This is a genomic window from Nocardioides caeni, assembly GCF_004912195.1.
Lineage (GTDB): Bacteria > Actinomycetota > Actinomycetes > Propionibacteriales > Nocardioidaceae > Nocardioides > Nocardioides caeni.
Genome location: NZ_STGW01000010.1, coordinates 57,796 through 77,216, shown reverse-complemented (window position 1 = coordinate 77,216; position 19,421 = coordinate 57,796). Strand labels below are relative to the sequence as shown.

Sequence of the window (19,421 nt, the reverse complement as noted above, 5' to 3'; positions counted from 1 at the left end):
TCGGGTCAGACCCGCAGCCATTCCAGGACCGCGCGGACCCGGCGGTGGTCGTCGGCGTCGGTCGGCAGGTCGAGCTTCGCGAAGATGCTGTTGATGTGCTTGGCCACCGCCTTCTCGGTGACCACGAGCGACTGCGCGATGCCGGCGTTGGCGCGGCCCTCCGCCATCAGCGCCAGGACCTCGCGCTCGCGGGCCGTGAGCCGCTCGACGGGGGCATCACGGCGGCGGTCCAGCACGGCCGCCACCACGGAGGGATCCAGGACGGTGCCGCCGGCCGCCACCCGGTGCAGGGCGTCGACGAACTCCGTGACGTCGCCGACCCGGTCCTTGAGGAGGTAGCCGACGGCTCCCTCGCCGGAGGCCAGCAGCTCGCGGGCATAGAGCTGCTCGACGTACTGCGACAGCACGAGGACCGGGAAGCCCGGCCGGGCGGCGCGCGCCTCGATCGCCGCGCGCAGGCCCTCGTCGGTGAACGTGGGCGGCATCCGGACGTCGACCACGGCTGCGTCGGCACGCGGGTCGGCGAGCGCCCGCTGCAGCTCCGGCAGGTTGTCGACCGCGGCGAGGATCTCGAAGCCCTTGGCCTCGAGCAGCTGGATCAGGCCGGCGCGGAGGAGGGCATGGTCCTCGGCGAGGACGAGGCGAGCGGCGGGCACGGCACCTCCCATCGGACGACGGTCGGGCCACCGGGCGGGCTCGACACCGCCATCGTGCCGTCGAAGGCAGCCAGCCGCGTGGCGATCCCCTGGAGTCCGCTGCCGCGCCGTGGGTCGGCGCCCCCGCGGCCGTCGTCGGCGACACTGCCCGCGAGCACCCGGCCGTCGTGGTGCAACGAGAGGTGGACACTGTCGGCGGCGGCGTGCTTGCCGACGTTGGCGAGGCACTCGGCGACGACGAAGTAGACCGCCGACTCCACGGGAGCCGGCAGCCGCGGGACGGCCGACTCGACCTCGACGGGCATGGCCATGTCGATGGCGAGGGCCCGCACGGCGCCGTTCAGCCCGCGGTCGGCGAGGACGGGCGGGTGGATGCCGCGGACGACGTCGCGCAGCTCGACCAGTGCGGTCGACGTCGTGGCGCGGGCCTCGCCGATGAGCCGCCGGGCCGTGACCGGGTCGGTCTCGAACAGGTCCTCGGCCAGCCCGAGGCTCAGCGCGGCGGCGGCCAGCCGGGCCTGGGGGCCGTCGTGCAGGTCGCGCTCGATGCGCCGCAGCTCGGCGGCGGAGTGGTCGACGACGTCGGCCCGCGACTCGGCGAGCGCGTGCACCCGCTCCTCGAGGCGGTCGGTCCGCCCGACGGTGAGGATCGCCCGGTCGACGGCCGCCCGGATCCGCATGACCGGCGGCGAGCCGAAGAACCACACCGGGAAGGTGACGACGGCGAGGAAGACCACGACCACCACCACGGCGAGGACGAAGCCGCCCGTCATCGCCCACAGCAGCCAGAGCAGGTCGCGCCACGTCGCGGTGTCGGTCGCGCGCACCCGCAGCGCGGCGAGAGCTCCCTCCGGCAGCGGTGCGTACGGCGCGGGCACCGGACTGCCGAGCGTGCGGGCCGCCATCCGGCGGTGCAGGTCGGCGATCCACCGCAGGACCGGCAGCAGCACGAGGAGCAGGGGGATCCCGATCCACGCGACGACGAGGACGGCGCTGACCACCGTCAGCACGAAGAGCACGATCGCGAGCGGGAACAGCAGCACCTGCGCGACGGCGTACCCGGTGACCCGGAAGGGTCCGGCGGGTCCGGGCGCGGTCGATGCAGTGGCAGGCACGTCCCCATCCTGCCCGTCCGCAGCCGTCGGGGCAGTGGTGCAGGCACCACCACTCCTCGGGTCGCACCACCCCTGACCGCGACGCCCCGGGACGGGAGCGTGGAGACATCCCTCCCCCCGAGTCCCAGGAGCCATCATGAGGAGATCCATGAGGAGATCACTGTCCGCCCTGCCCGTGCAGGCGGCACGCTGGAGCGCGACCCACCCCTGGCGGGCGATCGGCGGCTGGCTGCTGTTCGTCGCCATCGCCGTCGGCCTGGCTGCCACCGTCCCCACCAACGAGGCGACCGACGCCGACTATCGCATCGGCGAGTCCGGCCGGGCCGCCGAGCTGCTCGAGGACGCCGGACTGGAGGAGGCGCCGTCGGAGCTGGTGCTCATCACCGCCCGCGCCGGTGACCTCGACCCGGGCGCAGCAGCCGCGGCCGCTGCCGACGTGACCGCCGCGATGTCCGGACTCTCCGGGGTCGCCGCCATCGCGGAGCCCGTGACGAGCGCGGACGGCCAGGCGGTCTTGGTCGCCGTCGAGCTGACCTCCGACGAGGTCGACGCCGAGCCCCTGCTCGACGCCACCGCCGGCGTCCGGACCGACCATCCCGACCTCCTCGTCGAGGAGACGGGCGACGTCTCCATCGGCGCCGCGATCGACGAGCGGGTGGGGGAGGACCTGCGCTCCGCGGAGGTGATCAGCCTGCCGGTGACCCTGCTGCTGATGCTGCTCGCCTTCGGGGCGCTCATCGCGGCCGGCCTGCCGGTCCTGCTCGCGGCCACCAGCGTCGGCGCGACGATCGGTCTGACCGCGGCGATCTCCCACGTCGTCCCGGCCGAGCCGACGGTCTTCTCGATGGTCGTGCTGATCGGCATGGCCGTCGGCGTCGACTACTCCCTCTTCTACCTCAAGCGCGAGCGGCAGGAGCGCGCCGCCGGCCGCTCCCACCTCGACGCCGTCGCGATCGCCGCCGAGACCTCGGGGCACGCGATCCTGGTGTCGGGCGCCGCCGTGATCGCGTCCATGGCCGGACTCTTCGTGCTGACCGACGTCACCTTCAACTCACTCGCCGTCGGGTCGATCGTGGTCGTCGCGGTCGCCGTGCTCGGCTCGATCACCGTGCTCCCCGCGCTGCTGGCCAAGCTGGGCCGCTGGGTCGACCGGCCGCGGATCCCGCTGCTGTGGCGGATCACGCGGCGGATGGGCACCGGCGCGATCAGCGGCCGGCTCGTCGGACCCGTCGTGCGGCACCCCGTCGCGGCGCTCACGCTGTCCGTCGTCGTGATCGGCGCCCTCGCCGTCCCCGCGCTCTCGATGCGGACCCACCAGGCCAGCGCGGAGACGCTGCCCGACGACCTGGCCGCCGTGCAGGCATGGCAGCGGGTCACCGACGCCTTCCCCAACGAGGGCACCTCCGCCCGGATCGTCGTCCACGGCGGCGACCGGATCGCCCGCGAGGCCGCTCTGGACGAGGTCGCCGCGTCCGCGGACGACGCGTCCGCCGTGCGTACGTCGAGCGACGGCGCCACCTCGGTGCTGGAGCTCGCGCTGCCGTGGGACGAGTCCGACGACCGGGCCACGGAGGCGATCGAGCTGCTGCGCGGCGAGACCCTGCCGGACGCGCTCGGCGACCTCGACGGGTCGGAGTGGGCCGTCGGCGGCGGCGCGGCCGACTCGCTCGACTACACCGACAAGCAGTCCGAGCGGCTGCCGATCCTGCTGGCGTTCGTGCTGCTGCTGACGATGCTGATGATGGTGCTCGCCTTCCGCAGCACCCTGCTGGGCGTGGTGTCGACGGTGCTCAACCTGGCGTCGGTCGGGGTCGCCTTCGGCATCCTCGCGATCGTCTTCCAACACGGCGTCGGCGAGGGCCTCCTCGACTTCTCCAGCCCCGGCTTCGTGATCGACTGGATCCCCATCTTCGTGCTGGTCGTGCTCGTGGGCCTGTCGATGGACTACCACGTGTTCGTGCTCAGCCGGATCCGCGAGCTCGTCGACCGGGGCGTCCCGGCCCGCGAGGCCGTCCGCCGCGGCGTGACCGACACGGCCGGCGTGATCACCAGCGCGGCCGCGGTGATGGTCTCGGTGTTCGCGATCTTCGCGACGCTCTCGATGCTGGAGATGAAGATGATGGGCGTGGGCCTGGCGGCGGCCATCCTCGTCGACGCGACGTTGATCCGGCTGGTCGCGCTCCCGGCGATCCTGGTGCTCCTCGGCGAGCGGGCCTGGCCGCGGCGACAGCGCCCGGCGGCCCCGACGCTCCCGGGCGACTCGGCGGCGCCGACCGAGTGGGCGTCACGCGACGGCGTGCTGGTGCCGGTGACCGCTGGCTCCCGGTGACCCCGTGACCCGGTGACCCGGTGACCCCGTCCGTCGCCCCCGGCTCGACGTCGAGCCGGGGGCGACGTGCGGTCCAGTCAGTCCAGCCCTTCGAGCCCGTTGAGGTCGTCGAGGTCGTCGAGGTCGTCGAGCATCGCCTCGAGCGCCGAGGACAGCAGGCTCCGAGCCTGGTCGCCGGTGAGCGAGCGGCGCTCGACCAGCTCGCGGCCCATCGCCTTGGCCAGGCCGCCGAAGGCGCGGACCGCGGCGTGCGCGTCGCGCAGCTGGGCGGCATCGCCCGCGAAGCCGAGGTAGTCGAGCACCCGCTCGGCGGCGAGGTCGTCGGCCTCGTCGAGCACCGCCTGCACCTCGGGGTCGCCGGCGCCGCTCCCCGCCATCGCCAGCCAGCTGCGACCGTGCTGCTCCACCACGTCCATCAGCCAGCCGACGATCGCCCGGATCCGCTCGGGCCGGCCGACGTCGGTCGGCAGCGCCCCGTCGAGGGCGGGCACGAACATCATCGCCCGCACCGACGCCAGGTAGAGCCCGCGCTTCGTGCCGAAGTAGTGATGCACCAGGGCGCGGGTGACCCCGGCGTCCTCCGCGATCGCCGCGATCCCCACCTCGGGGAACGGCCGGTCGGTGAAGTGCCGCACGGCCGCGACCAGGATGTCCGTGCGCCGCGCGTCCGGCCCGAGCCGGCGCCAGCGCGGTTCAGTCGTCTCGGCGCTCACATCCCGGAGCCTGTCACAAATAGCAACGGTCGGTCGCCGCGAGCTCCCGCAGCCCGGGCGGTACGACGAAGCGGTCGCCGTAGCGCGCGCGGAGCTCGTCGGCGCGGGCGACGAAGCCGGCCGGCCCGTTGCCCAGGGGGCCCTGGTAGCCGTTGACGTACTGCAGGGTCCCGCCGGTCCAGGCCGGGTAACCGATGCCCATGATCGAGCCGATGTTGGCGTCGGCGACGGTGCGCACGATCCCGGTCTCGAGGCACCGGGCCGCCTCGAGCGCGGCGGCGACGAGCAGCCGCTCCTTCATGTCCTCGAAGGGGATCTCGACCTCGGGTCGGTGGTGGTGCTCGAGGAGACCGGGCCACAGCCCGATCCGCGAGCCGTCCTCGGCGTAGTCGTAGAACCCGCGCCCCGCGAGGCGTCCGGGCCGGTCGAGCTCCTCGACCATCCGCTCCTGGATCGGCGTGCCGGGGGTCGTGACGTAGTCGCGTCCCTCGGCCTCGGCGGCCGCGACGGCGCCGCGCTGGATCTTCAGGGTGGTGCGCATGTTGACCTCGTCGAGCAGCGCCAGCGCACCGGTCGGGAAGCCCGCCTGCGCAGTGGCCTGCTCGATGCTGGCGGGGTGGGCGCCCTCGCCGAGCATGGACACCGCCTGGTCGACGAACTCGCCGATGACGCGGTTGGCGTAGAACGCATAGACGTCCTTGACCGCGATCGGCGTCTTGCGGATCTGCTGGGCGAAGTCGAAGGCCCGGGCGACGGCCTCGTCGCCGGTCTCCTCCCCGACCACGATCTCCAGCAGCGGCATCCGGTCGACCGGTGAGAAGAAGTGCAGCCCGATGAAGTCGCGGGGCCGGGACACGGCGGTGACCATCTCGCTGAGCGGCAGGGCGGAGGTGTTGGTGGCGATCAGTGCGTCGTCGGCGAGGTAGGGCTCGACCTCGGCGAAGACCTTCTTCTTCAGCTCCAGGTCCTCGAAGACGGCCTCGACGACGAAGTCGGCGCCCTTGACGTCGGCCACGTCGTCGGTGGCGAGGATCCGCGCCAGCACCTCGTCACGCTTGTCGGCGGTGATCCGTCCCTTGGCGACCGCCTTGTCGAGCAGAGCCCGCGAGTAGTCCTTGCCGCGCTCGGCGGCCTCGACGCTGACGTCGCGAAGCACGACCTGGGCGCCGGACTGGGCCACGACGTACGCGATGGCGGCGCCCATCATCCCGGCGCCGAGGACGGCGACCTTCTCCGCCGCACGTCGCTCGAATCCGGCCGGCCGCGAGGCGCCCTTGTTGATGGCGTTGAGGTCGAAGAAGAGGGCCTTGATCATGTTGGTCGAGACCTGGCCGCAGATGAGGTTCGCGCAATAGCGGGTCTCGATCGCGAACGCCGTGTCGATGTCGACCTGCGCGCCCTCGACGGCGGTGGCGAGCACGGAGATCGGAGCCGGAATCGGCGATCCCTTGAGCTGCTTGCGCAGATTGGCCGGGAACGCCGGGAGGTTCGCGGCCAGCGCCGGCGAGGCGGGTGTGCCGCCGGGGATTTTGTAGCCCTTGCGGTCCCACGGCTGGGCGGCGTCGGGGTTCGCAGCAATCCAGGTCTTGGCGGCGGCCATCATCTCGTCCTCGGTCGCGACGACCTGGTCGATGATCCCGACCTCGAGAGCCTTCGCGGGCTTCATCCGCTGACCCTGGCCGACCACGTTGAGGACGGCATTGACGATGCCGATCATCCGTACGACGCGGGTGACGCCCCCCGCGCCCGGCAGCACGCCGAGGGTGACCTCGGGCAGACCGAGCAGCGAGCCCTTCCTGTCCAGCGCGATGCGGTGGTGCGCCGCGAGGGCCACCTCGAAGCCACCGCCGAGCGCGGTGCCGTTGATCGCCGCGACCACCGGCTTGCCGAGCGTCTCGATCGCCCGGAAACACTCCTTGTAGGCGTCGAGCCCCTCGCTGATCGCAACCACGTCGTCCGGGCCGGCGTTCATCAGCAGGTTGAGGTCACCGCCGGCGAAGAAGGTGTCCTTGGCCGAGGTGATGATGACGCCGTCGTAGGAGTCCTTCTCCGCCTGCAGGCGGGCGACGGTCGCGCGGAGATCGGTGATGCACCGCTCGGTCATCGTGTTGGTGGGCTGGGTCGGGTCGTCCATCGTCAGGACCAGCACGCGGTCCGCGCCGATCTCCCAGCCGAACATGTTGTCGCTCATGAGTTCGTTTCCTTCGCTGAAGAGTGGGGCGCTCAGACGCGCTCGATGACGGTGGCGATGCCCATCCCGCCGCCGATGCAGAGGGTGATGAGGGCTCGGCGGGCGCCGCGGCGCTCCAGCTCGTCGACCATGGTCCCGGTGATGATCGCGCCGGTGGCGCCGAGCGGGTGGCCCATCGCGATCGCGCCACCGTTGACGTTGAGCTTCTCGTCGGGGATCGCGAGCTTCTTCTGGAAGTTGAGCACCACGGAGGCAAAGGCCTCGTTGAGCTCGAAGAGGTCGATGTCGTCGACCGTCAGGCCGGCGAGGGCGAGAGCCTTCTCGGTCGCGGGCACTGGGCCGGTCAGCATGATCGTGGAGTCGGCGCCGCTGACCGCGGCCGAGACGATCCGGGCACGCGGCGTGAGCCCCGCGGCCGTCCCCGCGGCCTCGTTGCCGATCAGCACCAGCCCGGCGCCGTCGACGATGCCCGAGGAGTTGCCGGCGTGGTGCACGTGGTCGATCCGCTCGACCCAGGGGTACTTCTGCAGCGCGACGGCGTCGAAGCCGCCCATCTCCCCCATCGCCGCGAACGACGGCTGTAGGCCGGCGAGCGACTCCAGCGTCGTGTCGGGCCGCACGAACTCGTCGTGGTCGAGCAGGATCGTGCCGTTGAGGTCGCGGACCGGCACGATCGACTTGGTGAAGTAGCCGCCCGAGATGGCTGCGGCGGCACGCTGCTGCGAGCGGACGGCGTAGGCGTCGACGTCCTCGCGGCTGAAGCCCTCGACGGTGGCGATCAGGTCCGCCGAGACGCCCTGCGGGATGAAGTAGGCGTCGTAGTTGGTGATCGGGTCGAGCGCCCACGGGCCGCCGTCGGCGCCGAGCGGCACGCGCGACATCGACTCGACGCCCCCGGCGACGATCAGCTGGTCCCAGCCCGATCGCACCCGCTGCGCGGCGGTGTTGACGGCCTCCAGGCCCGAGCCGCAGAAGCGGTTGAGCTGGACGCCGGAGACCGTGTCGGGCAGGCCCGCCTTGAGCGCGACGGCCTTGGCGATGTCGGCGCCCTGGTCGCCGACCGGCGACACCACGCCGAGCACGATGTCGTCGATGAGGCCCGGGTCGAGGTCGGGGAAGCGGACCCGCAGCTCGTCGACGAGCCCGACCACCAGGTCGATGGGCTTCGTGCCGTGCAGCGAGCCGGACTTCTTGCCCCGGCCCCGGGGCGTGCGGATGGCCTCGTAGATGAAGGCGTCGGACATGGAGGATCTCCTGGAGATTTCTCGAAGATGGAGGGTCAGAGGAAGCGGGCGATGAGGTCCTTCATGACCTCGTTGGCGCCGGCGTAGATCCGCGAGATCCGGCCGTCGACGTACATCCGGGCGATGGGGTATTCCTCCATGTAGCCGTAGCCGCCGTGCAGCTGCAGGCAGCGGTCGAGGACGTCGGTGAGCTGCTCGGAGCACCACAGCTTCACCATCGCGGCCCGCTTGACGTCGAGCTCTCCGCGCACGTGACGGGCGACGGCGTCGTCGACAAAGGAGCGCAGCACCTCGAGGGTGGTGGCGATCTCGGCCAGCTCGAAGCGGGTGTTCTGCAGGGCGAAGAGCGGCTTGCCGAACGCGTGCCGCTCGCGCACGTAGGCCAGCGTGTGCTCGTAGGCGCCCTCCACCGCACCGAGGGCGGCGGAGCCGATGATCAGGCGCTCCTGCGGCAGCTGCTCCATCAGCTGGAAGAAGCCCTGACCCTCGGCGCCGCCCAGCAGGTTGGCGGCCGGGACCCGGAGCTCGTCGAAGAAGAGCTCGGTCGTGTCCTGACCCTTCTGGCCGATCTTCTTGAGCTTGCGGCCCCGCTCGAAGCCGGTCACGTCGCCTGCCGCCGGGCCGACCTCGGCCACCAACAGGGACAGGCCGGAGGCGCCCTGCGACGGGTCGGTCTTGGCGGCGATGATCAGCAGGTCGCAGGTGGCGCCGTTGGAGATGAAGGTCTTGGCGCCGGAGATGACGTAGTCGTCGCCGTCCCGGATGGCCTTGGTGGCGATGGCCTGCAGGTCCGAGCCGGTGCCGGGCTCGGTCATCGCGATCGCGCCGATCCACTCACCACTCGCGAGCTTCGGCAGCCACCGCTGCTTCTGCTCCTCGCTGGCATAGGACAGCAGGTAGTGCGGCACGATGCCGGAGTGCACGCCGAGCTGCATCGACAGCTCACCGGACCGGGCCTGCTCGACGAAGAGCACGGACTCGTGGGCGAAGGTGGCGCCGCCCCCGCCGTACTCCTCGGGGATCGACATGCACAGCAGGCCGAGCTCGCCGGCGCGGCGATAGAGCGCCCGGTCGGGCTCGCCGGCCGCGGCGAACTCCTCATAGCGGGGCGCGACCTCCTTGGTGAAGAAGTCGCGGGCCAACTCGGAGACGGCGGCCAGCTCGGCCCGGGTGTCCTCGCTGGTCAGGTCGATCTGACGATCTGCGACGGTCATCGGATCCTCACTTCGTGTAGAGCGCGTCGATCTGCGCGGCGTACTTGTCGTTGATGGGGCTGCGCTTGAGCTTCATCGTGGGCGTGAGCTCGTCGCCCCCCGGCAGCCAGTACGACGCCAGCACCTCCCACGTGCGGATGGACTCGACGCGGGAGAGTCGGGCGTTGGCGGCCTCGACGGCCTGCCCGATGGCCGCCTGCAGGGCGGGATGGGCGACGACCTCGGCCAGCGACTCGGGGCCGGGCTCGGCGAGTCCGACCTTCGTGGCGAAGGCCGCGACGGCGTCCGGGTCGAGGGTGATGAGCGCGGCGACGTGCGGGCGGTCGTTGCCGATCGCGACGGCCGAGCCGATCAGGGGGCTGGCCGCCTTGAGGGCTCCCTCGATGTTGGAGGGTGACATGTTCTTGCCGCCGGAGTTGATGATCAGCTCCTTCTTGCGGTCCACGATCGACAGGTAGCCGTCGACGAGGGTGCCGATGTCGCCGGTGTGGATCCAGCCGTCGGCGTCGAGGGTCTCGGCGGTGCGATCGGGATCGTTGCGATAGCCGCGCATCACGCCGCCGCCACGGACCAGGACCTCGCCGTCGTCGGCGAGGCGCACCTCGGTGCCGGGGATCGCCGTGCCGACGCTGCCGTAGCGGGGCGCGCCGACCGGGTTGACCGTCGTGACCGCGGAGGTCTCGGACATGCCCCAGGCCTCCATGACGGGCACACCGAGCGCGAGCATGAACTCGAGCGCTGCGACGTCGATGGGTGCGGCGCCGGAGACGGCGGCGGTGAGCTCGTCGAAGCCGAGGGACGCGCGCACCTTCGCGAGCACGAGCCGGTCGGCGACGACGTACTGCACCGCGTCCAGCGGGTGCACGCTGCGGCCGGCGACGATGGCCGCGGCGCGGCGCTGACCGACCGCGAGGGCCCACTGGGCGAGCGCGCCCTTCACGCCCTCCTCGGCGGCGATCTTCGCCTCGATCGCGCCCTTGATCTTGTACCAGAGCATCGGCACGGCGACGAAGAACGTCGGGCGCACCTGGCCGAGCACCTCCACGAGGGTCTTCGGGTTGTCGACGTCGGTGACGGTGCTGCCGAAGTACATCGGCGCGTACTGGCAGATCCAGCGGTTGATGAGATGCGCGTCCGGCAGGTAGGCGATCACCCGGCCGCCGGTGAGGTCGCCGACGACGTCGGTGACGACCTCGAGCTGGTAGAGCAGGTTGCCGTGGGTGAGCTCGACGCCCTTCGGGTTGCCGGTGGTGCCGCTGGTGTAGATCAGGGTCAGCACGTCGTCGCGGCCGACGGCCTGCCAGGTGGCGTCGAAGTCGAAGCCGTCGGACGCGGACGCCTCCACGTCGTCGAGGCCGATCGTGCCGGCCGGCTGCTGGTCGATGCAGACGATGGTCTCGACCTTCGTGCCGGCCGCCGCCTCCAGGACCCGCGGCAGGAACTGCGCCTCCGTGACCACGATCCGCGGCTCGGCGTTGGTGAACAGGTAGGCCACCTGGTCGGCGGCACTGGTGTTGTAGACCGAGAAGCCGACGCCGCCCAGGTGCATGACGGCCGCGTCGACGACGTGGAACTCGGGCCGGTTGGTCAGCATCATGCCGACCACGTCGCCCCGCCCGACCCCGAGGCCGGCGAAGCCCCCAGCGAGGGTGCGGACCCGGTCGCCGTACTGCTGCCAGGTGAGCTCGGCGGACTCACCGCCGGAGCCGTCGGTGCCGTCGGGCCGCCGGATCGCGACCTGGTCGCCCCGGCTGGCGACCTGCTGCTGGAAGTGGGCGCACAGACTCGCCGCCATCTCGGACCTCCTCGTCGGCGCCGGCATCGCGACGCGTGAGCCTATTTGTCTCAGGGACAGATAGTGCACAGCATTTGTCGTGGAGTCAACAAGCGACCGACAGCGGTGCGGCCGACGACGCGACGCTGCACCCGCCCGATGGGGGTCAGACCCGGAGCGTCAGGTGCGGAGCAGACGCTCCAGGCCCGCGGTCGCCACCTCGACGACGGCCTCGACCAGGTAGTCCGCGGAGACGTCGATGGCGCCGGCGTTCCACTCGAGGAAGAGGTTGACGATCGCGCCCGACAGCGCGGTGACCGTCAGCTGGATCTCCTCGGGGCGCAGTGCCGCGGCCGCCACCGGATCGACGGAGGCGACCATCGTGCCGAGCACCAGCTCGGGCAGGCGGCGCCGGGCGTGCCGGCGCAGCAACGGGTCGGCCAGCGTCTCGTTGAGCATGACCCGGCCACGCGCCGGCCGCTCCTCCAGCCAGCGCGCCACGACGAGCAGGGCGGCACGGATGCGGGAGGCGAAGTCCTCGGCGGCCTCGGCGATCGCGCCCTCGACCAGCTCCGCGACCTCGGCGTACTGCTCGTCCCAGACCGCGATCGCGAGCGCGTCGCGGTCGGCGAAGCTCTCGTAGAAGAAGCGCGGACTCAGCCCGGCGGCCCGGGTGACGGCCCGGACGGTCAGGGCCTGGGCGCCGCCATCGCCGAGGATCCCCAGCCCGGCGGCGAGCAGCTGGTCACGGCGCTGGCGGGCCCGCTCGTCCGCGGTCGTCCCGCGCCACGCCTCCTCCGCACTGCTTGACACGAGGCCCGAGCCTAGCCGACCATCAGTCATCAGAAACATGCGTTTCCTTTGATCGGGATTCCGTCAGCGACGACAGAGAGGTCCCCCGTGCCCAGTGAGCCGAGCAAGGCGTACGACGACGAGGCGCTGGCCATCCAGGCCCGTGACATGGACTTCTGCTGGGACGACGTGCCACTGCACTACATCCCCGGCCGGATGGTCGCGACCCACGTCTACAACTGCATGCACCTGCTGCTGCCCGAGGGCGAGAAGGCGATGTCGGCAGCGCTCGCCCAGGCGCTGCCACTGATCGAGGACCCGCGGCTGAAGGAGGAGGTCGTCGGCTTCATCGGCCAGGAGGCGACCCACGCCGACAGCCACGGTGGCGTCCTCGAGCGGCTCGTCGAGCTCGGCCTCGACGCCCGCCCGGTACTGGGCCGACTCGACCAGCTGCTCACCGTCATCATGGGCGACGTCGCGGACGAGCGGATCCGCCACCAGCTGCTGTGCGAGCGACTCGCGCTCTTCTCCGCGCTCGAGCACTACACGGCGGTGTGGGGGAAGTTCTTCCTCGAGTCCGAGGGCCTGTCCGGCAGCGGCATCCACCCGATGGTCCTCGACCTGCTGAAGTGGCACGGCGCCGAGGAGGTCGAGCACCGCAGCGTCGTCTTCGACGCCTACCAGCACGTCGACGGCAGCCATGCCCGGCGCGTCCGGATGGGTGTCCTCGGCAGCGCCGCCCTCGCCGCCGCCGGCTTCCTGACCCTCGGCTACCTCGTCGCGAAGGACCCCGCGCGCACCGCCACCCGCAACCCCTGGAAGCGGTACGTCGCCCCGGTCGCCGAGTTCGTCGGCGCCACCCGTGACGGCGTGATCCCCAACATGCTCGGCTTCCTGACCGAGATCCCGGTCTACGTGCGGCCCGACTTCCACCCCTCGCAGCTGCCGGGCATGGAGCTGGCCGTGCGCTACCTCGCCGAGGCGCCGATCCGCCACCACGACGCCGCCGCGGCCAGCTGATGAGCGCCCTCCTCGACCCCGCCGTGGACCTGGCGCTCGCCGGCTACCGCGGCTACCTCAAGGTCTTCGCCGCCAGCCCGCTGGCCGAGCGGCTGTCGCCGCCCGCGCCCGTGCGGCGCACCGGCTTCGACCTCGAGGTCACGGTGGCGGAGCGGACGCTGCCCTGTCCGGACGTCGTCGCGCTGATCCTGCGCCGGCCCGACGGCAGCGACCTGCCGGCCTGGACGCCGGGTGCCCACCTCGACGTCGTCCTGCCCTCGGGGGCGCAGCGCAGCTACAGCCTGTGCGGCGACCCGGCCGACCTGTCGTCGTACCGGATCGCCGTGCGGCGCGTGCCGGATGACCTGGGCGGTGGTGGCGGGTCGGCCGAGGTCCACGAGGCGATCGCGGCCGGCGACCGGCTGACGGTCCGCGGGCCGCGCAACGCCTTCTGGATGGTGCCCGAGACGAGTCACCTCTTCGTCGCCGCCGGCATCGGGATCACCCCGATCCTGCCGATGGTCGCGCGGGCCGAGGCGGCCGGCGCGAGCTGGCGGCTGGTCTACCTCGGCCGCGACCGGGCGACGATGCCCTTCCTCGACGAGCTCGCGACGTACGGCGAGCGCGTGGTCGTGCGCACCGACGACCAGCACGGCATCCCCGCGGCCGCCGACATCCTCGACCTCGGTCGCGCGCCCGACGGCACGCTGCCCGCGGCGGTCCACCTGTGCGGCCCGCCGGCGCTGATCGACGCCGCCCGGGCGCTGATCCGGCCCCTCGCGCCGCACAGCCGGCTCTACAGCGAGCGTTTCTCCGCGCCGCCGGTGCGCGGCGGCGCACCCTTCACCGCCACCCTCGCCCGGTCGGGGCGCACCGTCGAGGTCGGCGCGGACGAGTCGCTCCTCGCGGCGCTGCGGCGCGAGGTGCCCGGCATCGCCTACTCCTGCCAGCAGGGCTTCTGCGGCACCTGCAGGCTGCGCGTCCTCGACGGCGAGGTGGAGCACCGCGACACCCTGCTCCTGCCGGAGGAGCGCGCGGAGTCCGTGCTCACCTGCCTCTCCCGCGGGCGTGGTCCGCTGGTCCTCGACGCCTGACCCCTCCGAAAGGCCACCCATGAGCACGACCCACACCCCGGTCCTCGTCGTCGGCGCGGGCTTCGGCGGCATCGGCCTCGGCGCGCGGCTGCGCCAGGCGGGCATCACCGACTTCACGATCATCGAGCGCACCGACGACCTCGGTGGCACGTGGAGCCGCAACACCTACCCCGGCGCCGCCTGCGACGTGCCCTCGACGCTCTACTCCTATGCGTTCGCGCCCAACCCGGAGTGGTCGCGCAAGTACGGCACGCAGCCCGAGATCCTCGCCTACCTGCGCCGGGTCGCCGACGACTTCGGTGTCACCCCGCACGTCCGGCTCGGCACCACGCTGACCGCCGCACGCTTCGACGAGGACACCCGGCGCTGGGAGGTCTCGACCGACCGCGGCGACTTCACGGCCGACGTTCTCGTGTCGGCGGTCGGCGCGTTCGCCGAGGCGTCGATCCCCGACCTGCCGGGCCTGTCCTCCTTCGGCGGCGACCTGATGCACACCCTGCACTGGGACCACGACCTCGACCTGAGCGGCAAGCGGGTCGGCGTCATCGGCACCGGCGCGACCGCCGTCCAGGTCATCCCCGAGGTGCAGCGGGTCGCCGACGAGGTCGTCGTCTTCCAGCGCACGCCGCCCTGGATCGTGCCACGCCTGGACCGCGCGATCACGGCCGTGGAGCGCGGGCTCTACCGCCGCCTGCCGCTGAGCCAGCGCGCCACCCGGGCCGCCTGGTACGGCGCCATCGAGTCGTTCGGGCTGCCGGGCTTCGTCAACACGGCGTTCCGGCACCCCTTCGAGGCGCTCGGCCGGCTCCAGCTGCGCCGGCAGGTGAGCGACCCCGTGCTGCGCGCCCGCCTGACGCCCGACTACATGATCGGCTGCAAGCGCGCGATCTTCTCCGACGCCTACTACCCCGCCCTCGCGGAGCCCAACGTCGAGCTGGTGACCGAGCCGATCGACGAGGTCGGCCCGACGGGTGTGGTCGCGGGTGGCGCCCTGCACGAGGTCGACGTCCTCATCCTCGCGACCGGCTTCACGGCCCTGCCGGCCCTGACCGAGGTGGTCAGCGGCACCGACGGCCGCACGATCGGCGACCGTTACCGGGAGCGGCCGCAGAGCTACCTCGGCGTCGCCAACGCGGGCTTCCCCAACATGTTCACGGTGCTCGGCCCGTTCGGCGCGGCCGGCAACCAGTCGGCGGTGGTGATGATCGAGGCGCAGATCGACTACATCGTCGACGCGTTGACCCGGGTCGGGCGCTCGGGGATCTCCCGCTTCGAGATCCGCGCCACGGAGCAGGACGAGTTCGTCGAGGAGATGCACGCCCGCTCCGGCCGCGGCACCTGGCTCAAGGGGGGCTGCGTCAGCTACTACACCAACGGCTCCGGCCTGAACTCCGGCCTCTTCCCGGGCTGGTCGTTCGAATACCGCTCGCGCACGCGGCGGTGGGACGCCGACCGCTATGACGTCCAGCACGAGCGCCGCGGGGCGGCCACGGAAGGAGCAGGTCGATGAAGGGACTCGACATCAACGGCAAGATCAACGGCAAGATCAACGGCAAGGTCGCGCTGGTGACCGGTGCGGGCGCCGGGATCGGCCTGGCGACCGCGCGACTCCTCGTCGCGCGCGGTGCCTCGGTCGTCCTGGTCGACCGCGACGAGGTCAGCGTCAAGGAGGCCGCTGCCGAGCTGGGCCACCGGGCCCTCGCGGTCACCGCGGACGTCACCGACGCCGACGCGATGGCGCAGGCCGTCGCCCGAGCGGTGGAGGACCTCGGCGGCCTCGACCTCGTCGTCGCCAACGCCGGCATCACCCCCCGGCCCGCGACCCTGCGGCACCTGCCCCCGGACGAGTTCGCCCGCGTGCTCGCGGTCAACGTGCTGGGCGTCCTGCACGCGGTGCAACCGGCCGCCGCCCCTCTCATCGCCGCGCAGGGCCAGGTCGTGGTCGTGGCGTCCGCGGCGGCGTACTCACCACCGCTGGGCGGGGCGGCCTACATGGTCAGCAAGGCCGCGGTCGAGGTGCTCGCTCGCGGCTTCCGTCTCGAGCTCGCCCCCCACGGTGTCGGCGTGACGACCGTGGCCTTCGGCTTCGTCGACACCCAGCTCGCCCGCGCCACCCTCGACGAGCACGAGGTCGGTCGCCAGCTCGACGGCCTGATGCCGGCCGTCCTGCAGAAGCGGATCTCCGCCGACGAGGCCGCGGTCGCGATCGTCGACGCCGCCGTGCGCCGAGCCGCGCGGGTCACCCGCCCCCGCGCCTGGGCGCCGCTCGGCGTGCTGCGCGGCGTGCTCTCGCCGGCGCTGGACGCGGTGCTCGTGCGCTCACGTCGTACGACGGACCTGATCTCCCTGCTCGAGCGCTCCGACGAAGGGTCGACCCGATGACTGCGCCCACCACCGACGACGCCGTCCACTTCGAGGTCCACGCCCCCGCCGACGGCCGGGTCCTCGACCTGGTGCGGACCGACGGCCCCGACGACGTCGCAGCGGCCGTGAGCCGGCTGCGCGGCGCACAGGGCGGGTGGGCCGTCCTGACCGTCGCGGAGCGCGTGGCCTGGCTGGCCCGTTTCCGCGACTGGATCTATGCCCACGCCGACGAGCTCGACGCGCTGCTCGCCGAGGAGACCGGCAAGCCGCGTGCCGAGGTCGGGATCGAGCTGGCGTCCAGCCTGGGCGTGCTGCGCTACTACTCCCGCCGCGCCGAGCGGATCCTCGCCGACGACACCCCGCGGCCCAGCAGCCTGCTCACCTCGCTCAAGAGGATGCGCGTGCGCCGCGTGCCGCAGGAGGTCGTGGGGATCATCAGCCCCTGGAACTTCCCCGTCGCGATGTGCCTGTGGGACGCGTTCCCGGCCCTCCTCGCCGGCAGCGCGGTGCTGCTCAAGCCCTCCGAGCACACGCCGCTCACGACCAACGCGCTCGTCGCCGGGTGGGCAGCGATCGGCGCGCCCGCGGTGTTCGCCGCCGTCAACGGCGCCGGGGAGACCGGCTCCGCGGTCGTGGACCACGTCGACCAGGTGCACTTCACCGGCTCCACCCGCACCGGGCGCCTCATCGCCGAGCGCGCCGCGCGCCGGCTGATCCCGGTCAGCCTCGAGCTCGGCGGCAACGACCCCGCGCTCGTCCTCGCCGACGCCGATCTCGACCTCGCCGCCGCGGGCATCGTGTTCAACGGACTGCTCAACTCCGGCCAGATGTGCGTCGCCGTCGAGCGCGTCTATGCCGTCGCCGAGATCCACGACGAGCTGGTCGGCCGCGTCGTCGACCGGGTCAGCGCGCTCCGTTCGACGGGCGAGGGCTTCGACCGCGACGTCACCGGCCTGATCACCCCCGAGCAGCACGCGATCGTCACCGCCCACGTCGAGGACGCCCTCGCCAAGGGCGCCACCGCCCTCGTCGGCGGACGCCCCGGTCCCGGCCACCACTACCCGCCGACCGTGCTGATCGACGTCGACCACACGATGGCGGTGATGACCGAGGAGACCTTCGGCCCGGTGCTCCCGATCATGCGCGTCGCCGACGTCGACGAGGCGGTCCGCCTGGCCAACGACTCGCCCTACGGGCTCTCGGCGAGCGTCTGGTCGCGCGATCGCGCCGCCGCCGAGCGGGTGGCCGAGCGCCTCGAGGCGGGCACCGTCGACGTCAACGACGCCGCCACGCACATCCTGTGTCACCCGCTGCCGCAGTCGGGATGGAAGGCGTCGGGCCTCGGGGCCCGCCTGGGCGGCGACCAGGGCCTGCTCAAGTACACGCGTCCCCAGGCGATCACCGCCAACCGCGTCGACCTCCCGGTCGTGACCGCGGTGGCCGGCTTCCCCTACTCCTCCGCCAAGAGCGGGCTGCTCGACCGGGTGGGTCGGCTCACCGACGGCGGCCGGCTCGACCGCCGACTGGGCATCGACGCGCTGCTGGATCGGGCGCTGCGGCGCAAGGACTGAGCGGCCGGCTCGGCTTGGCTCAGTGGTTGCGGAGGGCGGAGATCAGCTCGCCCTTGCGCATGCTGCTGCGGCCGTCGATGCCGATCTCGGCGGCCCGCTTGCGGAGCTCGTCGACGGTCCAGTCGTCGTAGTCGCCGGCCTTGCCGCCGCGACGCCCGACCGTCTTGCGACCCTCGGCGGCGCTGGCGTTGGCGATCCGGGCCGCCTTCTCCTTGCTCGCGCCCTCGTCGCGGAGCGCGTCGTAGGTCTTGTTGTCCTTGATGCTCGGTCCGTGCTTGCCGGCGGGCATGGGTCTCCTCCGTCTCCTCGATGGTGTGTCGTCAGCGGTACCCGGTGGCGAACCCGACAGTCAGATCCGGATCCGGGTCAGAAGACCGGCTTGCCCCCGGTGACGCCCAGCACCGTGCCGGAGACGTACGACGCGTCGGCCGGCGAGGCGAGGAAGACGAAGGCCGGCGCCACCTCGGCCGGCCGTCCGGCCCGTCCCAGCGGGGTGTCGGCGCCGAAGTGCTTCACCTTCTCGGTCTTCTGGGTCGCGGGCTGCAGGGGCGTCCAGATCGGCCCGGGTGCCACCGCGTTGACGCGGATGCCGTCAGGTCCCAGCTGTCCGGCCAGGTTGACCGTGAAGTTGTTGATCGCGGCCTTCGTCGCGGCGTAGTCGAGCAGGCTGTCGGAAGGGTCGTAGGCCTGGATCGAGCTGTTGTTGATGATGCAGCCGGGCCGCTTCCTCAGGTGCGGGATCGCGGCCCGCGACAGCCACAGCAACGCATAGAGGTTGGTCTTGAAGGTCCGGTCGATCCGCTCGTCGTCGTAGTCCTCCAGGGTGTCGTCGCGCGCCATCTGGTAGCCGGCGTTGTTGACGAGGACGTCGAGACCGCCGAGGTCGGCCACCGTCCGCTGGACGGCTTCGTCACAGGTGGCGCGCTCGCGCAGGTCGAGGGCCAGCGGCAGGGCCCGGCGACCCGCTGCCTCGACCAGGTCGCGGGTGGCGTCTGCGTCCTCCTGCTCCTCGGAGAGATACGTGAAGGCGACGTCGGCGCCCTCACGGGCGTAGGCGATGGCCACTGCCCGACCGATGCCGGAGTCACCGCCGGTGACGAGGGCGACCTGGCCGGCGAGACGGTCGTGGCCGACGTAGGAGTCCTCGCCGTGGTCGGGGACCGGGTCCATCGCCTCGGTCGACCCCGGGGGCTGCTGCTGCTGGGCTGGGAACTGGAGGTCGTCGTCCATGACCCACCGATACCCGTTGAGCCGGTCGGGAGTCGGGCCGCGAGCCCGGGCGCCCCGGGCGGAGGGCCGGTGACCGTGGTGCCCTCACACGGCGTACGGGAGGGCGCCACGGTCACCGTGGCCCCGGACGCCGGC

16 protein-coding genes are annotated in these 19,421 nt (G+C 72.4%); 6 read left to right on the top strand and 10 right to left on the bottom strand.

Features of this window, described 5'->3' with window-relative positions:
- Positions 1-5: 5 nt before the first annotated feature.
- Together E9934_RS14315 and E9934_RS14310 are read right to left on the bottom strand one after the other, a co-directional pair.
- Entirely contained in the window at positions 6-668 is a 663-nt protein-coding gene (locus E9934_RS14315) for a LuxR C-terminal-related transcriptional regulator (protein ID WP_136563573.1), read from the bottom strand.
- A complete protein-coding gene (locus tag E9934_RS14310; RefSeq protein ID WP_202977316.1) occupies positions 599-1,771 on the bottom strand; it encodes a sensor histidine kinase in 1,173 nt (390 codons plus the stop codon). Before E9934_RS14310 ends, E9934_RS14315 begins: the two co-directional genes overlap by 70 nt.
- A gap of 148 nt (positions 1,772-1,919) precedes the next feature.
- Here E9934_RS14310 and E9934_RS14305 point away from each other — a divergent pair, with 148 nt between their 5' ends.
- A complete protein-coding gene (locus E9934_RS14305; RefSeq protein ID WP_238694963.1) occupies positions 1,920-4,100 on the top strand; it encodes an MMPL family transporter in 2,181 nt (726 codons plus the stop codon).
- A gap of 77 nt (positions 4,101-4,177) precedes the next feature.
- On the opposite strand, the gene E9934_RS14300 is transcribed toward E9934_RS14305, so the two are convergent.
- The 6 genes from E9934_RS14300 to E9934_RS14275 all read right to left on the bottom strand — a co-directional run bounded on the left by E9934_RS14300 (position 4,178) and on the right by E9934_RS14275 (position 12,049).
- Positions 4,178-4,813, bottom strand: coding sequence for a TetR/AcrR family transcriptional regulator (locus E9934_RS14300; protein ID WP_136563572.1), 636 nt, complete (start codon positions 4,811-4,813; stop codon positions 4,178-4,180).
- Positions 4,814-4,826: 13 nt separating this feature from the next.
- Positions 4,827-7,004, bottom strand: a complete 2,178-nt coding sequence (locus E9934_RS14295) for a 3-hydroxyacyl-CoA dehydrogenase NAD-binding domain-containing protein (RefSeq protein ID WP_136563571.1) — start codon at positions 7,002-7,004, stop codon at positions 4,827-4,829.
- Positions 7,005-7,036: 32 nt separating this feature from the next.
- Positions 7,037-8,248: an acetyl-CoA C-acetyltransferase gene (locus tag E9934_RS14290; RefSeq protein WP_136563570.1), complete on the bottom strand. Its 1,212-nt coding sequence runs from the start codon at positions 8,246-8,248 to the stop codon at positions 7,037-7,039.
- Positions 8,249-8,283: 35 nt separating this feature from the next.
- Complete coding sequence (locus E9934_RS14285; protein ID WP_136563569.1) at positions 8,284-9,462, bottom strand: acyl-CoA dehydrogenase family protein; 1,179 nt, start codon at positions 9,460-9,462, stop codon at positions 8,284-8,286.
- 7 nt (positions 9,463-9,469) lie between these two features.
- Complete coding sequence (locus tag E9934_RS14280; protein ID WP_136563568.1) at positions 9,470-11,257, bottom strand: AMP-dependent synthetase/ligase; 1,788 nt, start codon at positions 11,255-11,257, stop codon at positions 9,470-9,472.
- Positions 11,258-11,416: 159 nt separating this feature from the next.
- Positions 11,417-12,049, bottom strand: a complete 633-nt coding sequence (locus E9934_RS14275) for a TetR/AcrR family transcriptional regulator (protein WP_158295010.1) — start codon at positions 12,047-12,049, stop codon at positions 11,417-11,419.
- Between the two features lie 87 nt (positions 12,050-12,136).
- Here E9934_RS14275 and E9934_RS14270 point away from each other — a divergent pair, with 87 nt between their 5' ends.
- From E9934_RS14270 to E9934_RS14250, 5 genes are read left to right on the top strand one after another with little or no spacing between them, the layout of a single operon-like run.
- Positions 12,137-13,048: a metal-dependent hydrolase gene (locus E9934_RS14270; RefSeq protein ID WP_202977315.1), complete on the top strand. Its 912-nt coding sequence runs from the start codon at positions 12,137-12,139 to the stop codon at positions 13,046-13,048.
- Positions 13,048-14,121 (top strand): PDR/VanB family oxidoreductase, encoded by a 1,074-nt coding sequence (locus E9934_RS14265; protein ID WP_136563566.1) that lies wholly within the window; start codon positions 13,048-13,050, stop codon positions 14,119-14,121. The genes E9934_RS14270 and E9934_RS14265 overlap by 1 nt, the downstream gene beginning before the upstream one ends.
- A 19-nt stretch (positions 14,122-14,140) precedes the next feature.
- The gene (locus E9934_RS14260) at positions 14,141-15,631 is read left to right on the top strand and encodes a flavin-containing monooxygenase (protein WP_136563565.1); all 1,491 of its coding nucleotides are present in this window, start codon (positions 14,141-14,143) and stop codon (positions 15,629-15,631) included.
- Positions 15,628-16,503: an SDR family NAD(P)-dependent oxidoreductase gene (locus E9934_RS14255; protein ID WP_136563564.1), complete on the top strand. Its 876-nt coding sequence runs from the start codon at positions 15,628-15,630 to the stop codon at positions 16,501-16,503. The genes E9934_RS14260 and E9934_RS14255 overlap by 4 nt, the downstream gene beginning before the upstream one ends.
- The gene (locus E9934_RS14250; protein ID WP_136563563.1) at positions 16,500-18,056 is read left to right on the top strand and encodes an aldehyde dehydrogenase family protein; all 1,557 of its coding nucleotides are present in this window, start codon (positions 16,500-16,502) and stop codon (positions 18,054-18,056) included. Before E9934_RS14255 ends, E9934_RS14250 begins: the two co-directional genes overlap by 4 nt.
- Before the next feature lie 19 nt (positions 18,057-18,075).
- On the opposite strand, the gene E9934_RS14245 is transcribed toward E9934_RS14250, so the two are convergent.
- Both E9934_RS14245 and E9934_RS14240 read right to left on the bottom strand, forming a co-directional pair.
- Positions 18,076-18,345 (bottom strand): DUF7218 family protein, encoded by a 270-nt coding sequence (locus E9934_RS14245; RefSeq protein ID WP_136563562.1) that lies wholly within the window; start codon positions 18,343-18,345, stop codon positions 18,076-18,078.
- A gap of 77 nt (positions 18,346-18,422) precedes the next feature.
- Positions 18,423-19,286, bottom strand: coding sequence for an SDR family oxidoreductase (locus E9934_RS14240; protein WP_136563561.1), 864 nt, complete (start codon positions 19,284-19,286; stop codon positions 18,423-18,425).
- Between the last annotated feature and the right edge of the window lie 135 nt (positions 19,287-19,421).

Excerpts from the sequence above, each read along its gene's own strand:
- E9934_RS14315 (WP_136563573.1), bottom strand. The coding sequence starts at position 668 with ATGGGAGGTGCCGTGCCCGCCGCTCGCCTCGTCCTCGCCGAGGACCAT.
- E9934_RS14285 (WP_136563569.1), bottom strand. The coding sequence starts at position 9,462 with ATGACCGTCGCAGATCGTCAGATCGACCTGACCAGCGAGGACACCCGG.
- E9934_RS14240 (WP_136563561.1), bottom strand. The coding sequence starts at position 19,286 with ATGGACGACGACCTCCAGTTCCCAGCCCAGCAGCAGCAGCCCCCGGGG.
- E9934_RS14290 (WP_136563570.1), bottom strand. The coding sequence starts at position 8,248 with ATGTCCGACGCCTTCATCTACGAGGCCATCCGCACGCCCCGGGGCCGG.
- E9934_RS14295 (WP_136563571.1), bottom strand. The coding sequence starts at position 7,004 with ATGAGCGACAACATGTTCGGCTGGGAGATCGGCGCGGACCGCGTGCTG.
- E9934_RS14260 (WP_136563565.1), top strand. The coding sequence starts at position 14,141 with ATGAGCACGACCCACACCCCGGTCCTCGTCGTCGGCGCGGGCTTCGGC.
- E9934_RS14280 (WP_136563568.1), bottom strand. The coding sequence starts at position 11,257 with ATGGCGGCGAGTCTGTGCGCCCACTTCCAGCAGCAGGTCGCCAGCCGG.
- E9934_RS14265 (WP_136563566.1), top strand. The coding sequence starts at position 13,048 with ATGAGCGCCCTCCTCGACCCCGCCGTGGACCTGGCGCTCGCCGGCTAC.
- E9934_RS14255 (WP_136563564.1), top strand. The coding sequence starts at position 15,628 with ATGAAGGGACTCGACATCAACGGCAAGATCAACGGCAAGATCAACGGC.
- E9934_RS14305 (WP_238694963.1), top strand. The coding sequence starts at position 1,920 with ATGAGGAGATCACTGTCCGCCCTGCCCGTGCAGGCGGCACGCTGGAGC.
- E9934_RS14250 (WP_136563563.1), top strand. The coding sequence starts at position 16,500 with ATGACTGCGCCCACCACCGACGACGCCGTCCACTTCGAGGTCCACGCC.
- E9934_RS14245 (WP_136563562.1), bottom strand. The coding sequence starts at position 18,345 with ATGCCCGCCGGCAAGCACGGACCGAGCATCAAGGACAACAAGACCTAC.